The following is a 25,843-nucleotide window of genomic DNA, read 5'->3' as shown; positions in this document are numbered from 1 at the left end:
GATAGGCCCCGGCCTTTAAAGCTTTCTTTAGCGGCTCCGGGGGTCCAGGGCGTCCCTGAGGCCATCGCCCAGGAGGTTGAAGGCCAGCACGGTGAGCATGATGAAAAGGCCGGGGAAGAGCATGGTCCAGGGGGCGTTCATGGCGTAGCCCCCCTTGAAGCTGTCGGCGATCATGGCGCCCCACTCCGGGGCCGGGGGTTGGGCCCCGAGGCCCAAGAAGCCCAAGGCGGCGGCCTCGAGGGTCGCCGTCCCGATGGAAAGCGTGGCCTGGACCACCAGAGGCGGCAGGGTTCCGGGAAGGATGTGGCGGAAGAGGATCCGCCCGTTTCCCGCCCCCAAGGCGAAGGCGGCCTGCACGAAGTCCTGTTCCCGCAGGGAAAGGACCATGGAGCGGGCCAGGCGGATGTACACCGGCACCTGGACGATGCCGATGGCCAACATGGCGTTTTGCAGACTTGGTCCGGAAACTGCCACGATGGCGATGGCCAGAAGCGTTCCGGGAAAGGCCAAGAGGAGATCGGCTAGCCAGCCGATGAAAAGCTCGGTGCGGCCCCGATAGAACCCGGCCAGAAGCCCCAAGAGGGTTCCCAAGACAAGCCCGATGCTCACGGAAACCAGCCCCACCTGCAAGGAGATGCGGCTTCCGTGGAGCACCCGGGTGAAGACGTCCCGGCCCAGGTGGTCGGTGCCGAAGGGGTGCTCGAGGCTCGGCGGTTTCAGCCGGTTTAAGTAGTCCCGGTCGGTGCTGGGGTCGTATGGGAGGAGGAAGGGCACGAGGAGCGCCAGCAGGACCAGGGCCAGGGTGAGGCCGAGGCCCACCTTGCCGGAGGGGGACTTCAGAAAGCGGCGAAAGGCTTGACGGGTTGGGGTTTCCATGGCTTCACCGATACTGGATGCGAGGGTCCAAGAGGGCGTAGGATAGGTCCACCAGGAGGTTGACCAGGACGAAGGCGGTGGCCACCACTAGGACCCCGGCCTGCACCACGGGGTAGTCGCGGTTGAGGATGCCCTCGTAGATGTACGAGCCGATGCCGGGCCAAGAGAAGATGGTTTCCGTAAGGATGGCCCCACCCAAAAGGGTCCCGAACTGTAGGCCGATGATGGTCACTACTGGGAGAAGGGCATTCTTCAGGGCGTGTTTGAGGATGACCTGCCGCTCGGCGAGGCCCTTGGCCCGGGCAGTGCGCACGTAATCCTGGGAAAGCACCTCCAGCATGGCGCTCCGGGTGATGCGGGTGAGAATGGCCAAGGGGATGGTGCCCAGGGTCAAGGCGGGGAGGATCAGGTGTTTGAGCGCATCGCCCAGCACCTGAGGCTGCCCTGTCAAAAGCCCGTCTAGGAGGAGAAAGCCCGTGATGGGGCGAAAGTCAATGGCCAAGTCGGTGGAAAGCCGCCCCCCGGTGGGCAGCCAGTGCAGGTTCACGGCGAAGAGGTAGACCAGCAGGAGGCCCAGCCAGAAAACGGGCATGGACACCCCCACCAGGGAAAGGCTCATGGAAAGGGTGTCCAAAAGGCTGTTCTTCCGCACCGCCGCCAGGGTGCCCACGGGGATGCCCAGGACCACCGCCACCAAGGTGGCGGCCAAGGCCAGCTCAAAGGTGGCGGGCCAGCGCCGTTTGAGCTCCTCGGCCACGGGGATGGTGGACACAGCGCTCGTGCCCAGGTCCCCGGTGAGGACGTTACGTACGAAGGTGAGGTACTGGACGTAGAGGGGCCGGTTAAGCCCGAGTTTTTCCCGCAAGGCGGCGAGCTGCTCCGGGGTCCCCCGCTCCCCCAGGATGGCCTGGGCGGGGTCCCCGGGGATGAGCTGAAGGAAGAGGAAGACCAAGAGGGTGATGCCAAAGAGCACGGGAACAAGGCCCAAAAGTCGTCGGACAATGTAGCTCCCCATTTTTCCGCCTCAAAAAGCCCGGACCCCCCGAAGGGGGCCCGGGGGCGAAGCGCTTAGCGCTTCTCAATGGTCTCAAAGGACTCGGAGCCCAAGGGGCTTGGCACCCAACCCACGATGTTCTTCCGCTTGGCAAGGAGGGGTTGAGAGTGAACGATAGGGATGCGCAGGGCTAGGTTGAAGGTGAGCTCGTCCGCTTGCTGGTAAAGCCGCTTGCGCTCCTCTGGGTTGGGTGTGGTAGCTGCCTTGGTAAGGAGGTCGCCCAGCTCCTTCGCGCAAAGAGGCTTGCCGGCGCTGTCGAACAAATCGGCGATGGGACAAGCGAAGTGGGGGTCGTAGAAGTTCTGCGGGTCGCCATAGTCCCCCGTCCAGCCCAGCATGTAGGCCTGGAAGCCCGGGGCCTGTTTGCGGTCCGCCAGGTAGCTGGCCCAGTCCTTGGTCTGGAGCTTCACCCGGATGCCCAGGGCGGAAAGGTCGGCGGCCATGGCCTCGGCGATCTCCTTGGGGGTGGGGAAGTAGGGCCGGGAAACGGGCATGTACCAAAGCTCCAGGTCAAACCCGTTGGGGTAGCCGGCCTCCGCCAACAAGGCCTTGGCCTTTTGCGGGTTGAACTCGTAGTCCGTGACCTTGGGGGACTGGAAAGCCTTCATGGAAGGCGGGGTGAAGTGGCCGTCCGTGAGGCCTAACTTGCCCCAGAAGGCCTGGACGATGGCCTTTTTGTTGATGGCCATGGCGATGGCCTGCCGCACCCGGGGATCGGAGAGGGGTTTGTGGGCGGGGTTGAGCGCCAGGTAGCCCACGTTGAAGGAGGGGCGGAAGACCGCATCCAGGTTCTTGTCTCCCTCGATGTCCTTGAGGTTGGCAGGGGGGATATCCGTGGTGAAGTCGATGGTCCCCGCCTTTAGAGCCGCCAGCCGGGCGGCGGGGTCCTTGATCACCCGGAAGACCACGCGGTCCACCTTGGGGAACCCCTTCTTCCAGTAGTTGGGGTTCTTCTCCAGGACGATCTGCTCCCCGGGCCGCCACTCCACCAGCCGGAAAGGCCCGGTGCCCACGGCGCTCCCCGTGGGGGAGCCGTACTTGGCCCCGTCCTTTTGGATGGCTGCGGGGCTGGCGATGCCGAAGTACCCCGAGCCGATAGCGGCGGGGAAGGCGGGGAAGGGTTGGGTCAGGACAAAGCGCACGGTGTACTTGTCCACCACCTGGACTTCCTTTAGCAAGGAGCCGGGGTCGCCCTTGAAGCCCCCGAAGAGCTCGGGCCAGATCTCGTAGCGGGCGGCGGCGTCAATGCGGGTGGGGTTCTTGGGATCCCACCAGCGCTCCACGTTAAACTTCACCGCCTCGGCGGTGAGCTCGGTGCCGTCTTGGAAGCGCACACCTTGCCGCAGGCGGAAGGTCCAGACCTTGCCGTCCTGCGAGCTGAACCAGCTGGTGGCCAAGCCAGCGGTAACCTCGGTGGAGCCGGGTTTGAAATCCACCAAGGTGTCGTAGATCTGCCGCTGGACGTAGATGGAGATCCCGTCGGTGATGTTGCCGGGCTCGAGGCTCACCGGCTCCCCGTTAGCCCCGAAGACCAGGGTCTTTTGGGCGAGCCCAAGCCCCAAGGCTACCAACAGGCCGAGTAGAACTTTTCCCTTCATAGTTCTCCTTTCCGGGGTCCTTCCCCTGGGTGTGCCGGACCAAGTATAAAGCGCCCCCCAAGGGGGGCGCAAGCCTCGAGGGCCCCTTAGCCTTCCCCCAGGTAGGCCTTTTGCACCTCGGGGTTTTCCGCAAGCGCCTTGGCGGGCCCCGAAAGGGTGATCTCCCCCGTGGCCAGCACGTAGCCCCTATGGGCGATCTGCAAGGCTAGCCTGGCGTTTTGCTCCACCAGGAGGATGGTCTTGCCCTCTCGGTTCAGCTTCTGGATGGTCTCAAAGATGAAGTCCACCAGCACTGGGGCCAGGCCCATGGAGGGCTCGTCCATGAGGAGGATCCTGGGGTTTTGCATCAGGGCCCGGCCGATGGCCAGCATCTGCTGCTCCCCGCCGGAGAGCGTCCCCCCCTTCTGGCCCCGGCGCTCGTAGAGGCGGGGAAAGAGGGCGAAGACCTGTTCCTTGCGCTCCAGGACCACCTTGCGGTCCGTTTCCAGGTAGGCCCCGATCTCCAGGTTCTCCTCCACCGTGAGCCGGGGGAAGATCTTCCGCCCCTCGGGCACGTGCCCCACCCCCAGGGCCACGATCTGGTGCGCGGGGAGGCGGTGGATGGCCTTCCCTTGGAAGAGGACCTCCCCCTGCCTCGGCTTTACTAGGCCGCTGATGGTCCTTAAGGTGGTGCTCTTTCCCGCCCCGTTGGAGCCGATAAGGGTTACGATCTCCCCCTCCTCCACGTGCAGGGAGATGCCCTTTAGGGCGTGGATGTGGCCGTAGTAGGTGTGGACCCCCTTGAGTTCCAGAAGGCTCATGCCGCACCTCCCGCCGCCCCCTTGCCCAGGTAGGCCTCGATGACCCGGGGGTTTTGCCGCACCTCCTCCGGCGTTCCCTCGGCGATCTTGGAGCCGTACTCCAAGACGGCGATGCGGTCAGAGATACGCATGACAAGGCGCATGTCGTGCTCGATGAGGACGATGGTGATGCCAAGCTCCTCCCTGAGCTTCTGGATAAACGCCTGGAGCTCCTCGGTTTCCTTGGGGTTCATGCCGGCGGCGGGCTCGTCCAGGAGGAGAAGCCGCGGCTTCAGGGCCAGGGCTCGGGCGATCTCCAGCTTCCTCTGCTCCCCGTAGGGGAGGTTCTTGGCCAGCTCGTCCTTGCGGTGCAGGAGGCCCACGTACTGGAGAAGCCGCTTGGCCTCTTCTTCCGCCCGCCTTTCCTCCCGCCGGGCCAGGGGGGTGCGGAAGACGGCGTGGAAGTAGGGCACCTGGATGTGCACGTGCATGCCCACCAGGATGTTCTCCAGCACGGTCATGGCGCCGAAGAGGCGGATGTTCTGGAAGGTGCGCCCCACCCCTTCCTTGGCGATGCGGTCGGGGGAAAGGCCGGTCACATCCTTGCCAAAAAGGAGGATCTTTCCCTCGTCAGGGGCGTAGATGCCCGTGAGGAGGTTGAAGAAGGTGGTCTTGCCCGCCCCGTTGGGGCCGATGACGGAAAAGATCTCCCCTTGGTTCACGGTGAGGCTCACGTCGTTCACCGCCACAAGGCCGCCAAAGCGCTTGGTGGCGTGGTGTACCTCCAGGGCCTTCATGCCTCCTCCATCTCCGCCTTGTGGCGCTTCTCCGGGATCAGGCCTTCCGGGCGGAAGATCATCATCAAGACCAGGATAAGGCCGAAGACCAGCCGTTCGTACTTGGCGGGGTCCACCTGGCTTGGGATCTGGGGTAGGCTGGTGCGCACGAACTCGCTGAAGGTCTTGAGGATGTCCAGGTTGAGGATGGTGAGGGCCGCCGCCCCCAGGATGGCCCCGGGGATGGAGCCCATGCCGCCCAGGATTACCATGCCCAAGATGGTGATGGAGGCCAGGAGGGTGAAGGACTCGGGGGACACGAAGGTGCGCTGGGCGGCGAAGATGACCCCCATGACCCCGGAGAAGGCGGCCCCGGTCATGAAGGCCAGGAGCTTGGTGGGCAGGAGGGGAATGCCCATGGAACGGGCGGCGATCTCGTCCTCGCGGATGGCCACCCAGGCCCGGCCGAAGCGGGAGTTGGCCAGGTTCAGGTTGACTAGGACCACAAGCCCGATCATCAGGAGGACCAAGAAGTAGAAGAAAAGCTGGTAGTCCGTGGTCTGGTCCAGCCGCACCCCCAAGGCTCCCATGAGTTCCCGGAACCAGTCGATGGGGGGGCGCTGAACGGGGGTGATGCCCTGGGGACCGTTGGTGAAGTTGATGGGGTGGTCCAGGTTGTTGGCCAGGATGCGCACCACCTCCCCCAGGCCCAAGGTGACGATGGCCAAGTAGTCTCCCCGTAGCCTCAGGGCGGGAAGGCCGATGAGGAGCCCGGTTAGGGCGGTGGTGGCCACGGCGATGAGCATGAAGAGGTACATGTACTCCCCCGGGAGGGGAAAGTTGCCGGCGAGAAAGTTCTTGGCCTGCTCGGAGCCGAAAATGGCCCAGGTGTAGGCCCCCACGGCGAAGAAGGCGGCGTAGCCCAGGTCCAAAAGCCCCGCCATGCCCACCACCACGTTGAGCCCCAGGGCCATGGCGGCGTAGATGCCGATCTGGATCCCCAGCTCAAAGATGAAGGTGTTGGCGAAGCCGGCCATGGGCACGGAAAGGAGAAGGATGGCGAGGCCCAAAAGCCCCCGGACCCAGGTGGGGATGCGGGGCAAGGTGGTGAGGGCCACCAGAATGCCCACGAGGCCGATGAGGCCCAAGGTGTTCCCCGAGCGCACGAGCCCTAAGGTGAAGGCCAGGGTCAGGAGGGCCAGGTTCAGGGTGCGGGCCTGGGGGGAGAGCTTGAGGAAGGCGGTGGTTCCCAGGGCCACCAGGCCGAAGAGGTTGGTGAGGGCCCCAGGGGCCAGGTAGGCGAGGCCCAAAAAGGCCAGGCTGAGAAGCGTGGCGAGGGCGCTCATACTTTCTCCTTGACCACCTGCCCCAAAAGCCCTTGGGGCCGAAGGAGCAGGATGAGGATAAGGATGAGGAAGGCCACCACGTCCTTGTACTCGGTGCCGAAGTTGCCGTTGGTCAGGATAGGCAAGTAGGTGCCGAAGAAGTTCTCCAACTGACCCAAGACCAGGCCCCCCAGCATGGCCCCAGGGATGTTGCCGATGCCCCCTAAGACGGCGGCGGTGAAGGCCTTAAGGCCGGGTAGAAAGCCCACATAGGGGGTGATGGTGGTGTACTGCAGGGCAAAAAGCACCCCCGCCACCCCACCCAAGGAGCCGCCGATCAGGAAGGTGCGGGAGATGATGCGGTCGGGGTCTATGCCCATGAGGCTTGCCGTGGAGAGGTCCTGGGCCACGGCGCGGATGGCCACCCCCAGCTTGGTACGGTTCACCAGGTAGGTGAGCCCGAGGAGCATGAGGATGGAAACCCCCATGAGGATGAAGGACTTGGTCTGGGCGAAGATGGCCCCGCCGAAGAGCTCCACGCTGCCCTCGAGGTCCTCCACAGTGCGCATCCTGAGGAAGAACTCGTTGTGCCAAAGCCCCTCAATGAGGCGCACCAAGTCCTGGAGGATAAAGGAAACCCCGATGGCGGTGATGAGGGGGACGAGGCGGTTGGTGGTGCCCCGTTTGCGCAAGGGGCGGTAGGCGAAGCGCTCCACCAAAATGGCGGTGATCCCCGCCACCACCCCACCCAGCACCAGGGCGAGGAAGAGGAGGAGAAAGCCGTTTCCCATATGGGGGGCCAGGTAGCGGAAGACCTCCACCCCCACCACCGCTCCGATCATGAAGATCTCCGAGTGGGCGAAGTTGATGAGCTCCAAGACGCCGTAGACCATGGTGTAGCCTAGGGCCACCATGGCGTAGACGAAGCCCAGGATGAAGCCGTCAAAGATCACCTGGGGTAGTAGGGCCAGGATCTGTTCTAGCAAAGCGCCTCCTTTCTCCGGGCCAAGGGGGTGGCCGGCAGGCCACCCCCTCTAGGGTGTTGTCTTAGTTTACCGGGCGCCCGGGGCCGCCATTTCGATGATGCGGATCAGCTTGTTGTCGGCCCAGTTGCCGCCGGAGGCCACCTGCATCACGAAGTACTTGGCCTTCTTGTTGTCGCCCTTATCGTCAAACTCGATGGTACCGGTGAGCCCCTCAAGCTTGACCTTGCGCACTTCCTGGCTCACCTGCTCCCGGGTGGGCTTCTTGCCCCCGTTCGCCTTGATGGCGCTCTCCAAGGCGGTGAGGATCACCTGAGCGGAGTCGTAGGCGTAGATGCCGAAGCCTTCCATGTCCTTGCCGTACTTCTGCTTGAAGCGCTGGGCTACGGCCCTAGCCTTGGGGAAGGCGGACACGGGGCCGGCCACGGTGGTGTAGAAGGTGCCGGCGGCGTTCTGGGCTCCTGCCAGGCGCACCAGCTCGCTGGAGTCCAGGCCGTCCCCGCCCATGAGCCGGGTGCGGAGGCCCCGCTCCCGGAGTTGCTTCAAGAAGGGCCCTACCTGGCTGTAGATGCCGCCGAAGTAAATGAGTTCGGGCACGGGACGGGCCCCCCGGATTTGGTTGATGATGGGGATAAAGTTGGAGGTTTCCTCGGTGCCCACGAAGGCCACCGCCTTCCCACCCAGGGCTTCAAACCGCTTGCGGAACTCCTCCGCCAGGCCCTGGCCGTAGGCGGTCTTGTCGTGGATGATGAAGACGTTCTTCACTTTAATGTTGTTGAAGGCGTACTCTGCCCCCACCGGTCCCTGCACGTCGTCGCGGCCGCAGATGCGGTTGACGTTGGGCAGGCGGCGGTCCGTGACCCGGGGGTTGGTGTTGGCGGGGGAGACCATGACCAGGTTCACCCGGGCGTAGACCTCGCTGGAGGGGATGGCCACGCCGGAGTTCAGGTGGCCCACCACGCCCAGGATGTCGGGGTCGTTGATGATGCGGTTGGCGTTGGCCACGCCCACGTCGGGGTTGGCCTGGTCATCGTAGGGCACCAGGACCAGGTCAAAGCCCAAGGCCTTGAACTTGGCCTTGGCCTCTTCCACGGCCAACTCCGCCCCCAGCTTGATCTGTTCCCCTAAGGCCGCCTGGGGGCCCGACAGGGGGGACTGGGTGGCGATCTTGATGACGTTGGCCTGGCCCAGGGCCATGCCCAAGGCGGCTACACCTGCTACCAGAAGCCCGATTTTCCTCATAGGCACCTCCACAAAGGCACGCGTTCGCGTTGCGGCCCTATTCTACGGGGGGGGTAGCGGGATTTGTCAATGCCCCCGGGGAAAGTTTATGCCTGACCTACGGGTCAGGTATACAGAAACCCCCACCCGGTACGGGGGCCGGGTAGGGGGCAAAGGGCCTAGTAGGTGGCCAGGTACTGGTCCAGCTCCCACTGGTGGACGGTGACCCGGTAGTCGTCCCACTCCATCTGCTTGGCCTGGAGGAAGTGGGTGTAGACGTGTTCTCCCAAGGCCTCGCGGATCACCGGGTCCTTCTTCAGGGCCTCGAGGGCCTCCCGCAAGGTACCCGGGAGCTCGCGGATCTTGTGCTTCCGGCGCTCCCGTACGCTCATCTGGTAGATGTTGCGCTGGATGGGCGGGGGCGGCAGAAGCTTGCGCTCGATCCCGTCCATGGCGGCAGCGGCCATGACCGCCAGGGCTAGGTAGGGGTTGGCGGAGGGGTCGGGCATCCTAAGCTCCGCCCGGGTGCCCACGCCCCGGCGGGCGGGAATGCGGATCATGGCGGAGCGGTTGGAGGCGGACCAGGCGATGTTGGTGGGGGCCTCGTACCCGGGGGTGAGGCGCTTGTAGGAGTTCACCAGGGGGTTGGTGATGGCCACCATGCCCTCGGCGTGCTCCAAAAGCCCGGCGATGAAGTGGAGGGCGGTCTTGGAGAGCTGGTACTCCGCCTTGGGGTCGTAGAAGGCGTTCTCCCCGTTTTTGAAGAGGGAGAGGTGGGTGTGCATGCCGCTACCGTTGATGCCCCGGATGGGCTTGGGCAGGAAGGTGGCGTGGAGGCCATGGTTCAGGGCCACCCGCTTCACCACCCACTTGAAGGTGGCGATGTTGTCGGCGGTGGTGAGGGCGTCGGCATACTTGAAGTCGATCTCGTGCTGCCCCGGGGCCACCTCGTGGTGGGAGGCCTCGATCTCAAAGCCCATGGCCACCAAGGCGTTGACCATGTCGCGCCGGGCCTCTTCCCCCTTGTCCACGGGGGCCAGGTCAAAGTAGCCCGCCTTGTCGTGGGTTTCCGTGGTGGGGAGGCCCTCGGGGGTCCTCAGGAAGAGGAAGAACTCGGGCTCGGGGCCGGCGTACATGTTGTCAAAACCGAGCTTCTTGAGCCTTTCGATCTGCCGCTTGAGCACGAACCGGGGGTCGCCCTCGAAGGGGCGGCCGTCGGGGTAGTAGACGTCGCAGATGAGCCGGGCCACCTTGCCCCGCTTGGGGTCTTCCACCAGGTCGGGCAGGATGACGAAGGTGTTGTAGTCGGGTCGGAGGAGCATGTCCGACTCCTCGATGCGGGTGAAGCCTTCGATGGAGGAGCCGTCAAACATGATTTCCCCGTCCAGGGCCTTCTCAAACTGGGACTCCGGCACCTCCACGTTCTTCACCACGCCCAGGATGTCGGTGATCTGGAGGCGCAGGAACTTCACGCCCTCCGACTTCAGCGCCTTGAGGATTTCCGCCTTGGTGTACGCCATTTTCCTCCTCCTCGGTCCGCCGTGGCCCTTTTTGGTGCGGTAAACCCCGGCGGATTGTGCAAAGTGTACGGCATAAATGTGCAGACTGTCAACCCATACTGTGTCATGGGTGCTCTGAAATGGCACCGGAATGGCCCCTTGACCTTGCCCTGAAGGGACCTCGGCTAGACTTGAGGGTGGAGGTACTTATGGCGCAGGGGATAAAGCGGCGGGACGTATTGCAGGCGGGCGCGGCGTTGGGGCTTGCGGGGCTTGGCCTGGGGCGGGCCCAAGGGGCCTTTGCCCTGACCTTGGTGCACACCAACGACACCCACGCCCACCTGGAGCCCATGGAGCTCACCCTTTCCGGGCAGAAAGTGCGGGTGGGCGGGGTGGCGCAACGGGTGGCCTTTTTTGACCGCCTGCGGGCAAGCCGCAAGAACCTCCTCTTCCTGGACGCGGGGGACGTTTTTCAGGGGACGCTTTACTTCAACCAGTACCGGGGCTTGGCGGACCGCTACTTTATGCACCGGATGCTCTACCGGGTCATGGCCTTGGGGAACCACGAGTTTGACCTGGGGCCAGGGCCCTTGGCGGAGTTCCTGAAGGGGGCGAGGTTCAAGGTGGTTTCCGCCAACGTGGACGCCAGCCGGGAGCCCAGGCTCAAGGGGCTTTTCGCCTCCTACGCCATCCTGAGCGTGGGGGGGGAGCGCGTGGGGGTCATCGGTCTCACCACCCCCGACACCAAGGAGATCGCCAACCCGGGCCCCACCGTGGACTTCCTGGACCCCTACGAGAGCGCCCAGAAGGCGGTCTACGAGCTTTTGCGCCGGGGAGTGAACAAGATCCTCGTCCTCTCCCACCTGGGCTACGGCGAGGACCTCAAGCTGGCCCGCAGGCTGGTGGGCGTGCAGGTCATCGTGGGCGGCCACTCCCACACCCTGTTGGGGAGCTTCCCCCACAAGGAACTGGCCCCCGCCGGGCCCTACCCCACGGTGGTCAAGAACCCTGAGGGGAAGGACGTCTTGGTGGTGCAGGCCTGGGAGTGGGGCAAGGTGGTGGGCGTCCTGGAGGTTACCTTTGACGCCAAGGGGGAGCTTGTGGCCTACAAGGGCGAGCCTTTCCTCATGACCCCGGAGGTTTCCCCGGAGGACTTCTTCGCCAAGGAGGCCCTTTTGGCTTACGCCCAGCCGGTTCTGGCCCTGATGCAGCAGGTAATCGCCGAGGCCAAGGTGGACCTGGTGGGGGAAAGGGCCATCGTGCGCCGGCGGGAGAGCAACCTGGGCAACCTCATCGCCGACGGCATGGTCTGGAAGACCAAGAACGCCGGGGTGCAGATCGCTTTGCAAAACGGGGGCGGCATCCGCGCCTCCATTCCCAAGGGCCCCATCACCGTGGGCAAGGTGTACGAGGTGCTCCCCTTCGGCAACACCCTGGTGGTGATGGACCTCAAGGGGAAGGAGATCAAGGCGGCCCTGGAGAACGGGGTTTCCCAGTGGGAGCAGACGGCGGGGCGCTTCCTGCAGGTTTCCGGCCTCCGCTACGCCTTTGACCTCTCCCGGCCCGCCGGGGACCGGGTGGTGCGGGTGGAGGTGAAGACGGAAAGGGGGTACGTGCCCTTGGACCTCGAGGCCACCTACCGGGTGGTGGTGAACAACTTCATCGCCGCCGGCGGGGACGGCTTCACCGTGCTCAAGGAGGCCCAGGGCTACCGGGTGGACACCGGTTTCAGCGACGCCGAGAGCTTCATGGACTACCTCAAGGAGCTGAAGGTGGTGGAGGCGGGCCTCGAGGGCCGGATCGAGGTCCTGAACGAGCCTAAAGGGGAGCGCCCCGCCTACTGGGCCTACCGGGTGCCGGGGCTGGTGGGGGCGTAGGGATCAAAACCCCCGGGAGGGAATAGGCTCCCTTCCCGGGGGTTTTTAGCCTTCAAGGGGTGGGGATGCGCACCAGAACCGGGTCCCCCACCCGCACCACCCCGCTTTCCAGCACCCGGGCGTAAAGCCCCCGCCCCCCGTAGAGGAGCTTGGGCAGGCGCAGGTCGAACTGGGAAAGGTTCTTGCACACCGTGCAGACCTGGGAAAGCTCCAGAAGGGCTTCCCCTACCCAAAGCTGGGTGCCTGGGGGCAGGGTGTGGGGGTCCAAGTCCAAAAGGAGGTTTTCCCCCAGGGCGCCATAGGGGAGGTCTATGCCCGCCTTGCGGGCCTTCTCGTAGGCGGCGACCCCCGCCACCAGGACCGCCCGGTCAGGGTCCAGGCCGGCGTGGCGGTCCCCCTTGGCGCCGATGCCCGCCAAAAGCTCCAAGGCTTCCACCCGGGGCTTGGGGAGGCCTTGCCCCAAGCCCAGGTGGAGGGAGAGCACCTTTCCCGTCATGGGAGCTTGAGCCTCTGGCGGAGAGCGTGGACCGCCTCGGGGGTGAGGGGCGTGGCGCGGGCGGCCTTCACCTCCTCCGGGGTGTAAGGGAGGATGCCCGCGGGGGCCCCGAAGGAGAGGAGGTGGTTGAGGACCAGGGCCAGGTCCTCATCGGAGAGCCAAGCGAAGCCGGGCATCACCTGGTTGTAAACCTGCCCCTCCACCTGGATCTCCCCCTGGAGGCCGTAGAGGACCACGAGGAGAAGGTAGCTTCGCCCCCCTTCGCTCCCAAGAAGCTTGGCCACGTGGCCCTTGAGGGGCGGGAACAAGGGCGGGTTGCCCTCCCCTTGCAGCCCGTGGCACCCCTGGCAGTTGGTGTAGACTTGGGCGCCCGTCTTCTTTGCCTCCGGGGCCGCTGGCGGTGGGGGCGGAGGGGTGGTGCCCAGGTAGGTGGCCAGGTAGTCCAGGATGGCCGAGCGCTCCTCTGGGGTGAGCTTTAGGCCCTGGAGGGCCATCTCGTCCAAGACGGCGTCCCACCGTTCCCGGGAAAGGCGCTCCCGGGCCACCAGGCCAATGTCGTGGCAGGTCTGGCATTTGGCCAGAACCAGCTCCTTGCCCGGCCCCTCGGGCAAGGTGGGCTGGCCTAGGGCCAGGTACCCCAGGAGGCCCAGGCCGATCGCTAGAGAAGGGAGTAGCCAAGATTTACGCATCGCTCTAAAGTATCCTCCTTACCCCGGTGGGGTAGAGTGGTGGGAACCACAAAAAACCCTGAGGCGCACAGGGAGGCCCTTAGGCCACGGTGAACCTGACCCGCATCACCCCGTTGTACTCGTAGCCCCGCTCGTTCCAAGCCAGGTTCCCGTCCAGGGGTTGGCTCCGGCCAGCGGCGTCCCAGGCCCGGGCCATGACCTCGTGCTCCCCCGGGCGGAGGTAGAGGGTGGTCCGCCAGCGCACCCAGCCGTAGCTCTTTCCCGTGCGCTCCAGGGCGGCTTGGTGCCAGGTACGGCCGCCGTTGGTGGAAACCTCCACGCTCACGATGGGCACGATGCCGTCGTTGAAGGCCACCCCTTCCACCCGCACGTAGGGGCCCTCCACGGTTTGGCCCTCGAGGGGAGCGAAGACAAAGCTATTCACGTTCACCAGCCAGTTGGGGCGGGAGTTGGTGAAGCTATAGGGGTAGCGGCTTCCTGGTTCTTGGGGCAGGAAGGGGAGGTGGGTGTTGGGGATGGTGGGCACCCGGTAGCGGGGCATCTGTTCGGCGGTGGTGTTCTCCGCCTCGGCGAACTCCACCTTCACCACCCACTTCACGTTGTTCACCCCGAAGTAGCCGGGGAAGACCAGGCGCACCGGCCCCCCGTGGACGGCGGGAAGGGGTTCCCCGTTCATGGCGAGGGCAAGAAGGGCATTCTCCAGGGCCTGGATGGGCACGGAGCGCACGAACTCCGCAGCGTTGCCCTGGCGGCTGGCATGAGCGGTGATGAAAAGGGCCTTTTCCGTGGGCTTGGCTCCCTTGGCGGCCAAGAGGTCCATAAGCCGCACGCCCCGGAAGGTGACGTTCCCCACCCCGCCCCGGCCCCAGGGGTTGCCCGAGGTGCGAGGTTGGTAGAGGGAGCGCCCGTTGCCCGAACACTGGAGGACCATGGTTACCTCGTGCTGGGGGAGGGCGAGGAGCTCCTTGGCCTCTACGGTGAAGGGCTTGTCCACGAGGCCCCCCACCTCCAGGGTCCAGCCCTCGAGGCCCGCCCCTTCCACGGTGTTGTAGCCGGGAAGGTCCACGTTGTTGCGCACGTAGAGGAGTTCCTTGGGGGTGCGTTCCGGTTGGCTGGCGAGGAGGTCAAAGGGGGTTTCCAGGACGATGGGCCGTTGGGAGAGGACAAGGAGTTTAGCGTCCTTGCCCTTCACCAGTTGGTCGGCCGAGGGGGCTTGTTGGGCGAACCCCCGGCCCCCTGCCGCCAGAAAGGCGGCGCCCAGGCCCATGAGCTTAAGGGTGGTGCGGCGATTAAGCTTTTCCATACCCACCTCCGGAACACTAGGGGACATTGGTCCCCTTGTGCGGGTTGCCCCTAGTCTAGGCTCCACACCTTACCCCTGTCAAGTTAGGGTAGGAAACTCTGCGCTCCCATCCCTAAGGGGTAGGAGAAGGCGAGGGAAAGAGGGTATAGGAGGAAGTAAGATGAAGGGCATGCTCAAGGGCGAAGGCCCTGGCCCACTACCCCCCCTTCTCCAGCAGTACGTGGAGCTCCGGGACCGCTACCCCGACTACCTCCTCCTCTTCCAGGTGGGGGACTTCTACGAGTGCTTTGGCGAGGACGCGGAGCGCCTGGCCCGCGCCTTGGGCCTGGTCCTCACCCATAAGACCAGCAAGGACTTCACCACCCCCATGGCGGGCATCCCCATCCGGGCCTTTGACGCCTACGCCGAGCGCCTCCTCAAGATGGGCTTTCGCTTGGCGGTGGCGGACCAGGTGGAGCCGGCGGAGGCGGCGGAAGGGCTGGTGCGGCGGGAGGTGACCCAACTCCTCACCCCGGGAACCCTGGTGCAGGAAACCCTCCTCCCCAAGGAAGCCAACTACCTGGCGGCCATCGCCACGGGGGACGGGTGGGGCCTGGCCTTTTTGGACGTGTCCACGGGAGAGTTCAAGGGAACCCTTCTGAAGGCAAAAAGCGCCCTCTACGACGAGCTATTCCGCCACCGCCCCGCCGAGGTCCTCCTGGCCCCGGAGCTCCGGGAAAACGAGGCCTTTGTGGCGGAGTTCCGCAAGCGCTTTCCCGTGATGCTCTCCGAGGCTCCCTTTGACCCGGAAGGGGAAGGCCCCTTGGCCCTAAGGCGGGCCCAGGGGGCGCTTCTCGCCTACGCCCGCTCCACCCAGGGCGGGGCCTTGAGCGTGCGGCCTTTCCGCTTTTACGACCCCGGGGCCTTCGTGCGCCTGCCCGAGGCCACCCTGCGGGCCTTGGAGGTCTTTGAGCCCCTGAGGGGCCAGGACACCCTCTTCGCCGTCTTGGACGAGACGCGGACCGCCCCAGGCCGAAGGCTCCTGCAAAGCTGGCTCCGCCACCCCCTTCTGGAGCGGGGCCCTTTAGAGGCCAGGCTGGACCGGGTGGAGCGCCTGGTGGCGGAGGGGGCCCTGCGGGAGGCTTTGCGGCGCCTTCTTTTCCGCCTTGCCGACCTGGAGCGGCTGGCCACCCGGTTGGAGTTGGGCCGGGCCGGGCCTCGAGACCTCGCCGCCTTAAGGCGAAGCCTGGAGATCCTGCCGGAGCTCAAAGCCCTTTTGGGCGAGGAGGCGCTCCTTCCCGACCTGGGGGCTTTGGAGGAGGAGCTGAAGGCGGCCTTGGTGGACGAGCCTCCCTTGAAGCTCTCCGAAGGAGGGCTCATCCGCGAGGGGTATGACCCCGACCTAGACGCCTTGAAGCGGGCCCACGCCGATGGGGTGGCCTACTTCTTGGCGCTGGAGGAGAGGGAAAAGGCGCGCACCGGCATCCCCACCCTGAAGGTGGGCTACAACGCCGTCTTCGGCTACTACCTCGAGGTCACCCGCCCCTACTACGAGCGGGTGCCCAAGGAGTACCGGGCGGTGCAGACGCTAAAGGACCGGCAGCGCTACACCCTGCCGGAGATGAAGGAAAAGGAGCGGGAGCTTTACCGCCTGGAGGCCCTGATCCGTCGCCGGGAGGAGGAGGTCTTTTGGGCGGTGCGGGAACGGGCCAGGAAGGAGGCGGAGGCCCTGCGGGAGGCGGCCAGGGTTCTGGCGGAGCTGGACGTTTACGCCGCCTTGGCCGAGGTGGCGGTGCGCCACGGCTACACCAGGCCCCGCTTCGGGGAGCGGCTTTCCATCCGGGGCGGGCGCCACCCGGTGGTGGAAAGGCGCACGGAGTTCGTGCCCAACGACCTGGAGATGGCCCACGAGCTCGTCTTGGTCACGGGGCCCAACATGGCGGGCAAGAGCACCTTCCTCCGCCAGACCGCCCTCATCGCCCTCCTGGCCCAGGTGGGGAGCTTCGTGCCGGCGGAGGAGGCGGAGCTACCCCTTTTTGACCGCATCCTCACCCGCATCGGGGCCTCGGATGACCTGGCGGGGGGGAAGAGCACCTTCATGGTGGAGATGGAGGAGGTGGCCCTGATCCTCAAGGAGGCCACCCAGGATAGCCTCGTCCTCCTGGACGAGGTGGGGCGGGGCACCAGCAGCCTGGACGGTCTCGCCATCGCCACCGCGGTGGCGGAGGCCCTGCACGAAAGGCGGTGTTACGCCCTCTTTGCCACCCACTATTTCGAGCTCACCGCCCTCTCCCTGCCCCGCCTTAAGAACCTCCACGTGGCGGCCAAGGAGGAGGAGGGAGGGCTCGTCTTCTACCACCAGGTCCTCCCCGGGCCCGCCTCCAAGAGCTATGGGGTGGAGGTGGCCCGGATGGCGGGGCTTCCCAAGGAGGTGGTGGAGCGGGCCAAGGCCCTCCTCCAGGCCATGGCGGCGCGGCGGGAAGGGGCCTTGGAAGAGGTCTTGGGGCGGCTTCTCGCCCTGGACCCCGACCGCCTCACCCCCCTCGAGGCCCTAAAGCTCCTCCACGAGCTTAAGGCCTTGGCCCTGGGGGCCCCCTTGGGTAGCATGAAGGGGTGATCCGTCCCCTTCCGCCCGAGCTTAAGGGCCTCCTGGCCCAGGGCGAGGTGCTCCTCTCCGTGAAGGACGCGGTGCGGGAGCTTTTGGAAAACGCCCTGGACGCGGGGGCCAGGCGGGTTAGGGTGGAGCTATTCCGGGGGGGCTTGGAAAGGCTCGTGGTGGAAGACGATGGGGAAGGCATCCCTTTTGAAGAGCTTCCCCTGGCCGTGGAGCCCTTTTCCACCAGCAAGCTCCAGGACCCAAGGGCCATCCGCACCCTGGGCTTCCGGGGCCAGGCTCTCTACGCCCTGAGGCAGGCCGCCACCCTGCGCCTGCGCTCCCGGCCCCGGCACCAGCTTGGGGGAGGGCTTTTGCTAGCCCGGGGGGAGGAGGTGGCGGTGCGGCCTGTCCCTGCGCCCCCCGGTACCCGGGTGGAGGTGGTGGGCCTCTTCGGGGGGGAGGCCCGGGACCCGGCGCGGGAGGCGCGGGAGGTCCAGGCGCTCCTCAAGCGCTACCTCCTCCACCACCCCCAGTTGGTCTTGGCCCTCTTCGTGGAGGGGGAGGCCAGGCTCCTCTTCCCCGGGGCGGGGCTGAAGGAGGCGGCCCGCCTGGCCTTCGGCCGGGTGATGGCGGAGAGGCTTTTCCCCTTGGAGAAGCAAGCGGGGGAGATGGCCCTGTGGGGGCTCCTTTCCGGGCCCCAGGCCTCCCGCACCCGGGAGGACGCCCTATTCCTTGCGGTGAACGGCCGCCCTGTGGCCTTTCCCCCAGGGCTTTTGAAGGCGGTGCGGCGGGCCTATAAGGAGCTTCTTCCCGAGGGGCACTTCCCCCTGGGCGTTTTGAACCTCACCCTGCCGCCCAGCTTCTATCGCCTTCGCTTGGACGCCAGGAAGGAGGAGGTGGCCTTGGACCCAGAGGGGGAGGCCTTCGTGGAGGAGGCCATCCGGGAGGCCTTGGCGGGGAGGAACCTGGCCCGGCTGCTCCCCGAGCCCAAGCCCCTCGCCCCCCTGGCCCCGCCCACGCCCTCCGGGCTTCCCCGGCTCCGCTATTTGGGGCAGTTCCGGGACAGCTACCTTCTGGCGGAGGGAGGAGACACCCTTTACGTGGTGGACCAGCACGCCGCCCACGAGCGCATCCTCTATGAAGAATTCCTACGCCGCTTGGCGGAGGAGGGCCTCGCCCCTTTGCCCTACCCGGTCCTGGTGGAGCTCACCCCGGAGGAGGTCCTCCTCCTACCGGGGGAGGCGGAAGGGCTTTTCGCCTTTGAGCCCTTTGGGCCCCAAAGGGTGCGCCTCCTGCGGGCGCCTTCCTTCCTCCACCCTTACCCCCTCCTCCTCCCGGAGGTTTTCCGGGAGGCCTTGAGGGGGGAAGGCAGGAGCCTCAAGAACCTTCTGGCCCGCCTGGCCTGCCTCCCCGCCATCAAGGCGGGCCACCCCTTGGGCCGGGTTCAGGGCCAGGCCCTTTTGGACGCCCTCCTCGCCTGCGAAACCCCTTGGGTCTGCCCCCACGGGCGGCCCCTGATCCTGGCCTTGAAGGAGGAGGAGCTCATCCGCCGCTTTGGCCGCCGCCAGGGGGCTCGGGTAGGAGAAGCATCCCGTTCTCGTCGGCAAGAAGATAGCTTCCCGGAAGCACCAGGGCCTCGAGAACCCTAAGGGGCACGTCCACCTCTCCCTTTCCCTCTTTGGCGCTTTTCCTGGGGGTGGCGGCGAGGGCCAGAAGGCCGATGGGCACCTCTTTGAGCTCCTCCACGTCCCGCACCGCCCCATAGACCACCACCCCGGCCCATCCCCGCTCCCAGGCGAGCCGGGCCAGGTTGCCGCCCACGAGGGCGGTGCGTAAGGAGCCTCCCCCATCCACGAAGAGCACCTGGCCCTTGCCCTCCTCCTCCAGGACCTTCCGCACCAGGGCGTTGTCCTCGAGGACCCTCACGGTCCGTACCCGTCCGTGGAACCGGGCCCGGCCGCCGAAGCTTTTGAAGACCATGGGGAGGGTTTCGCCCTCCGGGTGCAGGTCCGAGAGGTCTGGGGTGTTCGCCTCCATGGGGATATAGTAGCGGGCATGGAGGCCAGGCTTCTCGTCACCTGCCCCGACCGGCCCGGCATCGTAGCGGCGGTTTCGGGCTTCCTCTACGCCCACGGGGCCAACATCACGGAGTTGCAGCAACACTCCACCGACCCCGAGGGGGGCACCTTCTTCCTGCGCCTCGCCTTCACCACCCCCCACCTGGACCTCTCCCGGCCTGCCCTGGAGCGGGCCTTCCAGGAGGTGGTGGCGGAGCGCTTTGGCATGCGCTGGCGCATGGCCTACGCCTCGGAGCGGAAGAGGGCGGCCATTCTGGTTTCCAAGCCCGCCCACGCCCTTTTGGAGCTCCTTTGGCGCTACCGGGTGGGGGAACTTCCCATGGACCTGCGGTTGGTGATCTCCAACCACCCCGACCACCGGGAGGAGGTGGAGCGTTTTGGCATTCCCTACTACCACGTGCCCGTGGAAGCGGGGGGAAAGGAGGCGGCGGAGGAGAGGATCCTTTCCCTTTTGGAAGGGGAAGGGGTAGAGCTCGTGATCCTGGCCCGCTACATGCAGATCCTATCGCCCCGCTTTGTGGAGCGCTACCCCATGGGGATCATCAACATTCACCACTCCTTCCTGCCCGCCTTCGCCGGGGCTAACCCTTACCGCCAGGCCTATGAGCGGGGCGTGAAGCTCATCGGGGCCACAGCCCATTACGTCACGGAGGAACTGGACGCTGGGCCCATCATCGAGCAGGACGTGGTGCGGGTTTCCCATCGCCACTCCGTGGCGGAGATGCGGCGGCTTGGCCAGGAACTGGAGCGCACGGTTCTGGCCCGGGCGGTGCGCTGGCACCTGGAGGATCGGATCGTCGTCCACAGCAATAAGACTGTGGTCTTTGTTTAATCGCCCCCTAACCGGGGGGGCGTAGGGTGGAGGGAGGAGGTGAGGCATGAACCTTGGTCGTTCCTTCGTGGGTTTCTTGGCCTTGGCCCTCATGGCGGGGGCCGTGCTTTGGTGGGGGATTTCTAACAGTCAGGCTCCCAGCGCCCAGGCCCCCAAGGCCCCGGCTGCCGAGGCTGGCCTTTTGGAGTACGAGCGGAACACCGTGGAGATCGTGGAGCGCTACGGGGACGGGGTGGTCTACGTGGCCGTGGTGACCCAGTCGCAACGGGTCCAGCTTCCCCCGGGCTTTGAGTTCTTCGCCCCCTTCCTCCAGGTGCCGCCCCAAGAGGGGACGGGCTCGGGCTTCGTCATCGACAAAGAGGGATACATCCTCACCAACTACCACGTGGTGGAGGGGGCGAGCCGCATCACGGTGAAGTTCCACAACGACCCCAAGGAGTACCAGGCCCGGCTTGTGGGGGCGGCCCCGCCCCTGGACGTGGCTCTGCTTAAGGTAGATGCCCCCAAGGATAGGCTCGTGCCCTTGGTCTTGGGGGACTCGGACCGGATTCGGGTGGGGCAGAAGGCCATCGCCATGGGCAACCCCTTTGGGCTGGAGTTCACCGTGACTCAGGGGATCATCTCCGCCATCCGGGAAAACCCGGGGGCCATCGGGGACGATACGGGCTTGGTGCCTCAGGTGATCCAGACGGACGCCGCTATCAACCCGGGGAACTCCGGGGGGCCTCTCTTGAACTCCCGGGGCGAGGTCATCGGCATCAACACCGCCATCTTCACCCCCACGGGCCAGTTCGGCGCCGCCCAGTTCGCCGGGGTGGGGTTTGCCCTGCCCATCAACCTGGTGAAGCAGTACCTGCCCGAGCTTAAGGCGGGGAAGACCCTGACCGCCGAGGAGATTATCCGCAACCGTCCCCGGCTTGGGGTTTCCCTCATTCCCCTTTCCCTCTACCCGGAAAGGCTGAGGCAGCAGTACGGCTTGCCCGCCACCGGGCTCATGGTGCAGGAGGTGGAGCGGAATAGCCCTGCGGCGAGGGCAGGCCTTAGGGCCCCAAGCCGCTTCGCCTACATCCAGCTTCCCACCGGGGAGGCCTTGCAGGTGGGGGTGGACGGGGACGTGCTCCTAAAGGCCGACGGGGTGCCCCTCACCTCCATCGCCCAGCTCCGCCAGGTGCTCTACGGGAAGAAGCCAGGGGAGGCGGTGGTCCTCGAGGTCCTCCGCCAGGGGAGGACCCTCACCCTAAGGGTGGTGCCCCAGGTGATGCGCTAGGGGGGCCAGAGGAGCCGGACCCTCAGGCACCCCCCCGCCACCTGGAACCACCGACCCCCCAGGGCCAAGGCCAGGCCTACCTCCGAGCAGTAGCGGAGCTCTTTCCGCCGTTCCCGGGCCAGGCGCTCGTTCCAGGGGTACTCGCCCCCTGTGTAATAGGCCTCCGTCTCGGGGTCGGTGAAGGCCCGGAAGCCCTGGAAGGCCCAAAGGGGGCGGAACTCCAAAAGGACGGGCCGGCCCGTCACCGAGTTCACGAACTCCACCCGCCCCTCTTGCCAAGGGGTGAGGAGGAGGAGAGCCCTACCCCTAGGGCTTTCCACCTCCACCACCCGGAAGGCGGCCAGAAGGAGGAGGGAAAGCCAAAAGGCCCAGCTCCCAAGGAGCCGGGCCGAGAGCCTCGAGGCCAGCATGCCCCTACTTCAGGACCCCGATCTCGCGGAAGTAGCGCAGGGCCCCCTCGTGGTAGGGGATGGTGCCGCCCACGAAGCGTACGGCGTTTTCCGGGGAGGTGTCCTTGGCGGCGGCCACCGCTTGGCGCAGGGCGGGGAGGTTTTCGAAGGTGGCCTTGGTGAGGGCGTAGGCCGCCTCGGCGGGGAGGCTTTCTGGGCAGAGGAAGAGGTTCCAGAAGGTGAGGGTGGGGGTGTCGGCCCGGGTGCCGTAGACGCTCTTGGGGATCACCCCAGCGCTCGCCAGGCCAGGAAAGCGGCGGGTAAAGGTTTGGACCACGGTGCTCTTAGGGTCCATGGGCACCAGATAAATCCTCTGTCCCTTGCGGGCTAAGGCGGCGGAAAGCTCCGTGATGGCCCCCGTGGGCAGGCCCCCCGACCAGAAGAAGGCGTCGATGTTACCCTCCGCCAGGGCGTTGGCGCTTTCCTGCGCCCCCAGGCGCTCCTGTTTGGCGAAGTCCTTGGGGCTAAGCCCCGCCGCCTGCAGGACCAAAAGCGCCTCCACCTCGGTGCCCGAGCCCGGAGCCCCGGTGGACACCCGCTTTCCCTTCAGGTCCTGCACCACCCGGATGCCGGCTCCTTCCCGGGTGACGAGGTGGAGGTAGTTGGGGTACATGGCGAAGAGGATGCGGGCGCTTTTGGCGGGGCGCTCCCGGAAGCGCTCGTGCTGGCCGGTGTAGGCCAGGTAGGCGGAGTCGGGGAGGACGGTGCCGCAGTAGTAGGTGCCCCCGCCGGTGCGGGTTTCCAGGAGGAGGAGGTTGTCTATGGAGGCTGCGGTCTGAATAGCTTGGGCCTCGGCCACCCCCGCCTTGTTCCAGATCTCCGCCAGGGTGGTGCCGTAGTAGAAGTACACCCCGCCCACCCCACCGGTGGCGATGACCACCCGGGGTTTCTGGGCCGCGGCCATCCCCAAAAGGGCTACCAGGAGCAGGACAGTTCTCATAGGTTTGACCCCCTTTCCAGGCCTACGCTACGCCCTTTCCCGCGTCCCCGTCAAGCCCTGGGCTTGGTGAAGAAGGCAAGCCCCAGGAGGAAGGCTAGGAGGTTGAGGAGGGTGTGGGGGACGAAGAGGAGCACGGCCAGGGTTCCTAGGGCCCACGCCTCCCAACGCCGAAGGACCCGCCGGGTGTAGCCGGCGCCGGAGGCGGAGAGGTAGATGATGCCGGCGGCCACGGCCAGGAAGCGCTCCAGGATCATGGGCCAGGCCTCGCCGGGCGGGGAGTTTTCCAGGACGGGGACGATGAGGAGGGCGGTGCCGGAGTAGGAGAGGAGGAAGAAGAAGCCCACCAGGTACTTGGAAAGGGCTACCCGGGCGGCGTAGACCCCGGTCTGCAAGGGGTTAGTGCCGAAGACGCTACTGGCGGCGTAAGCGGATAGGGCCACAGGCGGGGTCACGTCGGCCAGGACGGCGTAGTAGAAGAGGAACATGTGGGTGGCGAGGAGGGCGGCGGAGTCGGGGATGCCGTTTTGCTTGGCGAGAGCGATGATGGCGGGGGCGGTGAGGGCGGAGGTGAGGACGTAGGTGGCGGTGGGGGGCACGCCCATGCCCAGGACCAGGCTGAAGAGGGCAGTGATGAGGGTGGCGAGGAGGAGGCTTTCCCCGGAAACCTGTTGCAACAGCTGGCTGAACTTGGAGGGCAGGCCGGAGATGACCATCATGGCGAAGATGAGGTTGGCAGCGGTGACAGCGGTGCCGATGGGGAGGAGGGTGCGGAAGCCCTCGGCGAGCCCCTGAAAGATGGGGGCTAGCCCTTTAGGCCTCAAGGTGGGATCCAGATAGGCGATGAGGACGAAGAGGACCAGGGCCAAGCTGGCGGCGGTGCGCACCTCGTAGCCCAGGTAGAGCATGGCCACGATGAGGAGGATGGGAAGGAAGAGGGTGGAGTAGCGCCAGGCGTAGGCCCGGCGGCTCATGCCTAGTTCTGCCCCCACCGGGGGCAGGCCTGCCTTGCGGGAGTAGAACTCGTTGAAGGCCAAGACGGCGGTGAGGTAAAGGAGGGCGGGCCCCAGGGCCATGAGGATGACCTTCAGGTAGGGGATTTGGAGGATCTCCACCATGATGAAGGCGATGGAGCCCATGACCGGGGGGGTGATGAGGGCGATGGTGCCGGCGGTGGCCACCAGGCCGGCGGCGGTGAGGGTGTGGTAACCCGCCTTCTCGTAAAGGGGCTTGGTTAGGGCGGCCACGAACTGGGTGTCCGCGGCCCCGGAGCCGGAGAACATGCCCATGAAGACGCTGGCGAGCCCTGTGACCCGCCCCGGGGTGGCGGGGTGCTTGCCCACCAGGGCCAGGGCCAGGTTGGCCACCACCCGGCCCAGCCCCAAGGCCCCAATCATGCCGGAAAGCAGGGTGAAGTAGACCAGGTACTTGGCGGAGACCCCGGTGATGAGGCCATAGATGCCCGCCTCGGTTTCGTTGAAGGTCTTGCCCAGGAGGAGGTCAATCCCCTGCTTGGTTCCATTGAAGGCCCCGGGGAAGAGGTCGGCGTGGAGGTTGTAGCTGAAGAAGAAGAGGACCAAAACGGGCATCACCGGGCCTAGGAGGCGGTAGACCAGGCCCAGGACCAGCATGATGAGGCCGAAGGACATGGCCATGTCCCAGGGGGCGGGGAGAACGGCCCGGTAGACCAGCTCCTCAAAGTGGCGCAACTGGTAGAGGGTGGGGAAAAGGGCGAGGAAGGCGGCGAGGAGGTCAGCGGGGCGCTTGAGGGAGGGAAGGAGGGCTGGAAGAGCCGCTACCGCCCAGTAGAGGAGGCCCATGGCCTTGGCCGCGGGGGGAAGCTCTACCCCGGGGATGCCCGGGAAGAGAAAGTGGTAGAGGGGTACGAGGGTAAAGAGGAAATAGACCCAGGCGCCCAGGGTGCGCTTTCGGGGGAGGTAAAAGGAAACGAGATAGCCCCCGAGGAGGAGGAAGAGGACGTGGGTGCTCCGTTGTAGCTGGACGATGTCCAGGATGGGGATTTCCGCCTGGGCCAAGGGGGTGAAGGGGTGGAGGACCAAGTAGAGGCTATATAGGGCCCCCAGGACCAGGATCCAGTCCGTGAGGCGGCTTAGGGGGGTTCTAGGGGTATGGGCGTGCTCTAGTTCCATGGCTTCGCCTCCAAAAAGCCCGGGGCCTGGGGGGACCCAGGGCACCCGGGCGCCTAGGGGGTTACTTGATGAGGCCCTTCTCCTTTAGGTACCGCTCGGCCCCGGGGTGGAAGGGGATGGGGAGCTTGCCGTAAAGCCTTGCGGTGGCCTCGAGGCTCGTGTCCTTGGCCGCGGCCACGGCGGTGCGCAGGGTGTCCAGGTTTTCGAACACCGCCTTCATGATGCCGTAGGCTGCTTCGGCGGGGAGGGTATCCGGGCAGACCACGATGTTGCCCGTGGCCAAGCCGGGCACGTCCGTGCGGGTGTTGTACACGCTCTTGGGCACCCGGTAGGGGTCCACCAGGCCGGGGAAGCGCTTCATGACCACCTGGGCCGTGGTGCTTTTGGGGTCGATGGGGACCAGGTAGACCCGGTCCCCCTTGCGGGCCAGGGTCTGGGAGAGCTCCACGATGGAGCTGGTGGGCACACCCCCCACCCAGAAGAAGGCGTCCAGGGTGCCCTCCGCCAGGGCCTTGGCCCCCTCGGCCACGGGGAGGCGCTCCCGCTTGGCGAAGGTTTCCGGCTTCACCCCCGCCCCTTGAAGCACCAAAAGGGCCAGGTTTTCCGTGCTGGAGCCGGGCTGGCCTGTGGAGACCCGCTTGCCTTTCAGGTCCTGGACCACCTTAATGCCGCTTTTCTCGCTGGTGACGAGGTGGATGAAGGAGGGGTACATATAGAAGAGGACCCGTTGGCCCTTGGCCGGCCGCTCTTTAAAGCGGGGCTCCTCTCCCGTGTAGGCCACGTAGGCGGAGTCCGTGGTGGTGAGGGCGCAGTAGTAGGTGCCCCCGCCCGTGCGGTCGCGGAGGAGTTGCAGGTTGTCGTAGGAGCCCCCGGTCTGCACCGGCTGGGCCTCCACTACCCCGGCCTTGTTCAGGATATCCGCCAGGGCGGTGCCGTAGTAGAAGAAGACCCCTCCGGTGCTTCCCGTGCCGATGGCTACCCGGGGCTTTTGGGCCAGACCCAAGCCCAAGACCAACAAACCGATAAGGACTAGCGCTCGCTTCATGGCCACCTCCCGCATACTTTTGCGCCCCCTAACC

The 25,843-nt window shown here is 66.0% G+C and carries 22 protein-coding genes; 5 read left to right on the top strand and 17 right to left on the bottom strand.

Annotation, left to right across the window (positions count from 1 at the left end; genetic code table 11):
• Positions 1-27: 27 nt before the first annotated feature.
• The 9 genes from ABXG85_RS04890 to glnA all read right to left on the bottom strand — a co-directional run bounded on the left by ABXG85_RS04890 (position 28) and on the right by glnA (position 10,132).
• Positions 28-876, bottom strand: coding sequence for an ABC transporter permease (locus ABXG85_RS04890; protein WP_353512606.1), 849 nt, complete (start codon positions 874-876; stop codon positions 28-30).
• 4 nt (positions 877-880) lie between these two features.
• Positions 881-1,891, bottom strand: coding sequence for an ABC transporter permease (locus tag ABXG85_RS04885; protein WP_353512605.1), 1,011 nt, complete (start codon positions 1,889-1,891; stop codon positions 881-883).
• A 53-nt stretch (positions 1,892-1,944) separates the two neighbouring features.
• Complete coding sequence (locus ABXG85_RS04880; RefSeq protein ID WP_353512604.1) at positions 1,945-3,528, bottom strand: ABC transporter substrate-binding protein; 1,584 nt, start codon at positions 3,526-3,528, stop codon at positions 1,945-1,947.
• A gap of 86 nt (positions 3,529-3,614) precedes the next feature.
• Positions 3,615-4,328, bottom strand: coding sequence for an ABC transporter ATP-binding protein (locus tag ABXG85_RS04875; protein WP_353512603.1), 714 nt, complete (start codon positions 4,326-4,328; stop codon positions 3,615-3,617).
• A complete protein-coding gene (locus tag ABXG85_RS04870; protein ID WP_353512602.1) occupies positions 4,325-5,104 on the bottom strand; it encodes an ABC transporter ATP-binding protein in 780 nt (259 codons plus the stop codon). The genes ABXG85_RS04875 and ABXG85_RS04870 overlap by 4 nt, the downstream gene beginning before the upstream one ends.
• Complete coding sequence (locus ABXG85_RS04865; protein WP_353512601.1) at positions 5,101-6,429, bottom strand: branched-chain amino acid ABC transporter permease; 1,329 nt, start codon at positions 6,427-6,429, stop codon at positions 5,101-5,103. The genes ABXG85_RS04870 and ABXG85_RS04865 overlap by 4 nt, the downstream gene beginning before the upstream one ends.
• Positions 6,426-7,394, bottom strand: coding sequence for a branched-chain amino acid ABC transporter permease (locus ABXG85_RS04860; protein WP_353512600.1), 969 nt, complete (start codon positions 7,392-7,394; stop codon positions 6,426-6,428). Before ABXG85_RS04860 ends, ABXG85_RS04865 begins: the two co-directional genes overlap by 4 nt.
• A 66-nt stretch (positions 7,395-7,460) precedes the next feature.
• Entirely contained in the window at positions 7,461-8,633 is a 1,173-nt protein-coding gene (locus tag ABXG85_RS04855; protein WP_353512599.1) for a branched-chain amino acid ABC transporter substrate-binding protein, read from the bottom strand.
• Positions 8,634-8,791: 158 nt separating this feature from the next.
• Complete coding sequence (gene glnA, locus ABXG85_RS04850) at positions 8,792-10,132, bottom strand: type I glutamate--ammonia ligase (RefSeq protein WP_353512598.1); 1,341 nt, start codon at positions 10,130-10,132, stop codon at positions 8,792-8,794.
• A gap of 200 nt (positions 10,133-10,332) precedes the next feature.
• Here glnA and ABXG85_RS04845 point away from each other — a divergent pair, with 200 nt between their 5' ends.
• Entirely contained in the window at positions 10,333-11,988 is a 1,656-nt protein-coding gene (locus ABXG85_RS04845; RefSeq protein ID WP_353512628.1) for a bifunctional metallophosphatase/5'-nucleotidase, read from the top strand.
• A 52-nt stretch (positions 11,989-12,040) separates the two neighbouring features.
• On the opposite strand, the gene ABXG85_RS04840 is transcribed toward ABXG85_RS04845, so the two are convergent.
• The 3 genes from ABXG85_RS04840 to ABXG85_RS04830 form a co-directional block, all read right to left on the bottom strand.
• Positions 12,041-12,484: an MOSC domain-containing protein gene (locus tag ABXG85_RS04840; protein WP_353512597.1), complete on the bottom strand. Its 444-nt coding sequence runs from the start codon at positions 12,482-12,484 to the stop codon at positions 12,041-12,043.
• Positions 12,481-13,173, bottom strand: coding sequence for a c-type cytochrome (locus ABXG85_RS04835; protein WP_353512596.1), 693 nt, complete (start codon positions 13,171-13,173; stop codon positions 12,481-12,483). The genes ABXG85_RS04840 and ABXG85_RS04835 overlap by 4 nt, the downstream gene beginning before the upstream one ends.
• Positions 13,174-13,252: 79 nt before the next feature.
• Positions 13,253-14,476, bottom strand: coding sequence for a sulfite oxidase (locus tag ABXG85_RS04830; RefSeq protein WP_353512595.1), 1,224 nt, complete (start codon positions 14,474-14,476; stop codon positions 13,253-13,255).
• Positions 14,477-14,636: 160 nt separating this feature from the next.
• Here ABXG85_RS04830 and mutS point away from each other — a divergent pair, with 160 nt between their 5' ends.
• Both mutS and mutL read left to right on the top strand, forming a co-directional pair.
• A complete protein-coding gene (gene mutS / locus ABXG85_RS04825) occupies positions 14,637-17,072 on the top strand; it encodes a DNA mismatch repair protein MutS (protein ID WP_353512594.1) in 2,436 nt (811 codons plus the stop codon).
• Positions 17,069-18,700, top strand: coding sequence for a DNA mismatch repair endonuclease MutL (mutL, locus tag ABXG85_RS04820; RefSeq protein ID WP_353512593.1), 1,632 nt, complete (start codon positions 17,069-17,071; stop codon positions 18,698-18,700). Before mutS ends, mutL begins: the two co-directional genes overlap by 4 nt.
• On the opposite strand, the gene rraA is transcribed toward mutL, so the two are convergent.
• Positions 18,594-19,088, bottom strand: coding sequence for a ribonuclease E activity regulator RraA (rraA, locus tag ABXG85_RS04815; RefSeq protein WP_353512592.1), 495 nt, complete (start codon positions 19,086-19,088; stop codon positions 18,594-18,596). The two genes, mutL and rraA, sit on opposite strands and share 107 nt — an antisense overlap.
• An 18-nt stretch (positions 19,089-19,106) precedes the next feature.
• On the opposite strand from rraA, the gene purU reads away from it, so the two are divergent.
• Together purU and ABXG85_RS04805 are read left to right on the top strand one after the other, a co-directional pair.
• Positions 19,107-19,961 (top strand): formyltetrahydrofolate deformylase, encoded by an 855-nt coding sequence (purU, locus tag ABXG85_RS04810; protein ID WP_353512591.1) that lies wholly within the window; start codon positions 19,107-19,109, stop codon positions 19,959-19,961.
• Positions 19,962-20,007: 46 nt separating this feature from the next.
• Positions 20,008-21,228 (top strand): S1C family serine protease, encoded by a 1,221-nt coding sequence (locus ABXG85_RS04805; protein WP_353512590.1) that lies wholly within the window; start codon positions 20,008-20,010, stop codon positions 21,226-21,228.
• On the opposite strand, the gene ABXG85_RS04800 is transcribed toward ABXG85_RS04805, so the two are convergent.
• The 4 genes from ABXG85_RS04800 to ABXG85_RS04785 all read right to left on the bottom strand — a co-directional run bounded on the left by ABXG85_RS04800 (position 21,225) and on the right by ABXG85_RS04785 (position 25,809).
• Entirely contained in the window at positions 21,225-21,638 is a 414-nt protein-coding gene (locus ABXG85_RS04800) for a hypothetical protein (protein WP_353512589.1), read from the bottom strand. The genes ABXG85_RS04805 and ABXG85_RS04800 overlap by 4 nt on opposite strands.
• 4 nt (positions 21,639-21,642) lie before the next feature.
• A complete protein-coding gene (locus ABXG85_RS04795; RefSeq protein WP_353512588.1) occupies positions 21,643-22,617 on the bottom strand; it encodes a TAXI family TRAP transporter solute-binding subunit in 975 nt (324 codons plus the stop codon).
• A gap of 50 nt (positions 22,618-22,667) precedes the next feature.
• Positions 22,668-24,764 carry a TRAP transporter permease gene (locus ABXG85_RS04790; protein WP_353512587.1) on the bottom strand — a complete coding sequence of 699 codons (2,097 nt, stop codon included), beginning with the start codon at positions 24,762-24,764 and terminating at the stop codon, positions 22,668-22,670.
• 61 nt (positions 24,765-24,825) lie between these two features.
• Positions 24,826-25,809 carry a TAXI family TRAP transporter solute-binding subunit gene (locus tag ABXG85_RS04785; protein WP_353512586.1) on the bottom strand — a complete coding sequence of 328 codons (984 nt, stop codon included), beginning with the start codon at positions 25,807-25,809 and terminating at the stop codon, positions 24,826-24,828.
• Between the last annotated feature and the right edge of the window lie 34 nt (positions 25,810-25,843).

This window comes from Thermus sp. LT1-2-5 (genome assembly GCF_040363165.1).
In the GTDB taxonomy this organism is placed as follows: Bacteria; Deinococcota; Deinococci; order Deinococcales; family Thermaceae; genus Thermus.
This window is presented reverse-complemented; position numbering and strand designations above follow the sequence as displayed.

What these genes read in the sequence shown, in the direction of transcription:
- ABXG85_RS04830 (WP_353512595.1), bottom strand. Translation starts at nt 14,476, where the DNA reads ATGGAAAAGCTTAATCGCCGCACCACCCTTAAGCTCATGGGCCTGGGC.
- ABXG85_RS04805 (WP_353512590.1), top strand. Translation starts at nt 20,008, where the DNA reads ATGAACCTTGGTCGTTCCTTCGTGGGTTTCTTGGCCTTGGCCCTCATG.
- ABXG85_RS04855 (WP_353512599.1), bottom strand. Translation starts at nt 8,633, where the DNA reads ATGAGGAAAATCGGGCTTCTGGTAGCAGGTGTAGCCGCCTTGGGCATG.
- purU (WP_353512591.1), top strand. Translation starts at nt 19,107, where the DNA reads ATGGAGGCCAGGCTTCTCGTCACCTGCCCCGACCGGCCCGGCATCGTA.
- ABXG85_RS04835 (WP_353512596.1), bottom strand. Translation starts at nt 13,173, where the DNA reads ATGCGTAAATCTTGGCTACTCCCTTCTCTAGCGATCGGCCTGGGCCTC.
- ABXG85_RS04840 (WP_353512597.1), bottom strand. Translation starts at nt 12,484, where the DNA reads ATGACGGGAAAGGTGCTCTCCCTCCACCTGGGCTTGGGGCAAGGCCTC.
- mutS (WP_353512594.1), top strand. Translation starts at nt 14,637, where the DNA reads ATGAAGGGCATGCTCAAGGGCGAAGGCCCTGGCCCACTACCCCCCCTT.
- ABXG85_RS04795 (WP_353512588.1), bottom strand. Translation starts at nt 22,617, where the DNA reads ATGAGAACTGTCCTGCTCCTGGTAGCCCTTTTGGGGATGGCCGCGGCC.
- ABXG85_RS04800 (WP_353512589.1), bottom strand. Translation starts at nt 21,638, where the DNA reads ATGCTGGCCTCGAGGCTCTCGGCCCGGCTCCTTGGGAGCTGGGCCTTT.
- ABXG85_RS04880 (WP_353512604.1), bottom strand. Translation starts at nt 3,528, where the DNA reads ATGAAGGGAAAAGTTCTACTCGGCCTGTTGGTAGCCTTGGGGCTTGGG.
- ABXG85_RS04790 (WP_353512587.1), bottom strand. Translation starts at nt 24,764, where the DNA reads ATGGAACTAGAGCACGCCCATACCCCTAGAACCCCCCTAAGCCGCCTC.
- ABXG85_RS04875 (WP_353512603.1), bottom strand. Translation starts at nt 4,328, where the DNA reads ATGAGCCTTCTGGAACTCAAGGGGGTCCACACCTACTACGGCCACATC.
- ABXG85_RS04785 (WP_353512586.1), bottom strand. Translation starts at nt 25,809, where the DNA reads ATGAAGCGAGCGCTAGTCCTTATCGGTTTGTTGGTCTTGGGCTTGGGT.
- glnA (WP_353512598.1), bottom strand. Translation starts at nt 10,132, where the DNA reads ATGGCGTACACCAAGGCGGAAATCCTCAAGGCGCTGAAGTCGGAGGGC.
- ABXG85_RS04890 (WP_353512606.1), bottom strand. Translation starts at nt 876, where the DNA reads ATGGAAACCCCAACCCGTCAAGCCTTTCGCCGCTTTCTGAAGTCCCCC.
- ABXG85_RS04885 (WP_353512605.1), bottom strand. Translation starts at nt 1,891, where the DNA reads ATGGGGAGCTACATTGTCCGACGACTTTTGGGCCTTGTTCCCGTGCTC.
- ABXG85_RS04865 (WP_353512601.1), bottom strand. Translation starts at nt 6,429, where the DNA reads ATGAGCGCCCTCGCCACGCTTCTCAGCCTGGCCTTTTTGGGCCTCGCC.
- rraA (WP_353512592.1), bottom strand. Translation starts at nt 19,088, where the DNA reads ATGGAGGCGAACACCCCAGACCTCTCGGACCTGCACCCGGAGGGCGAA.
- ABXG85_RS04870 (WP_353512602.1), bottom strand. Translation starts at nt 5,104, where the DNA reads ATGAAGGCCCTGGAGGTACACCACGCCACCAAGCGCTTTGGCGGCCTT.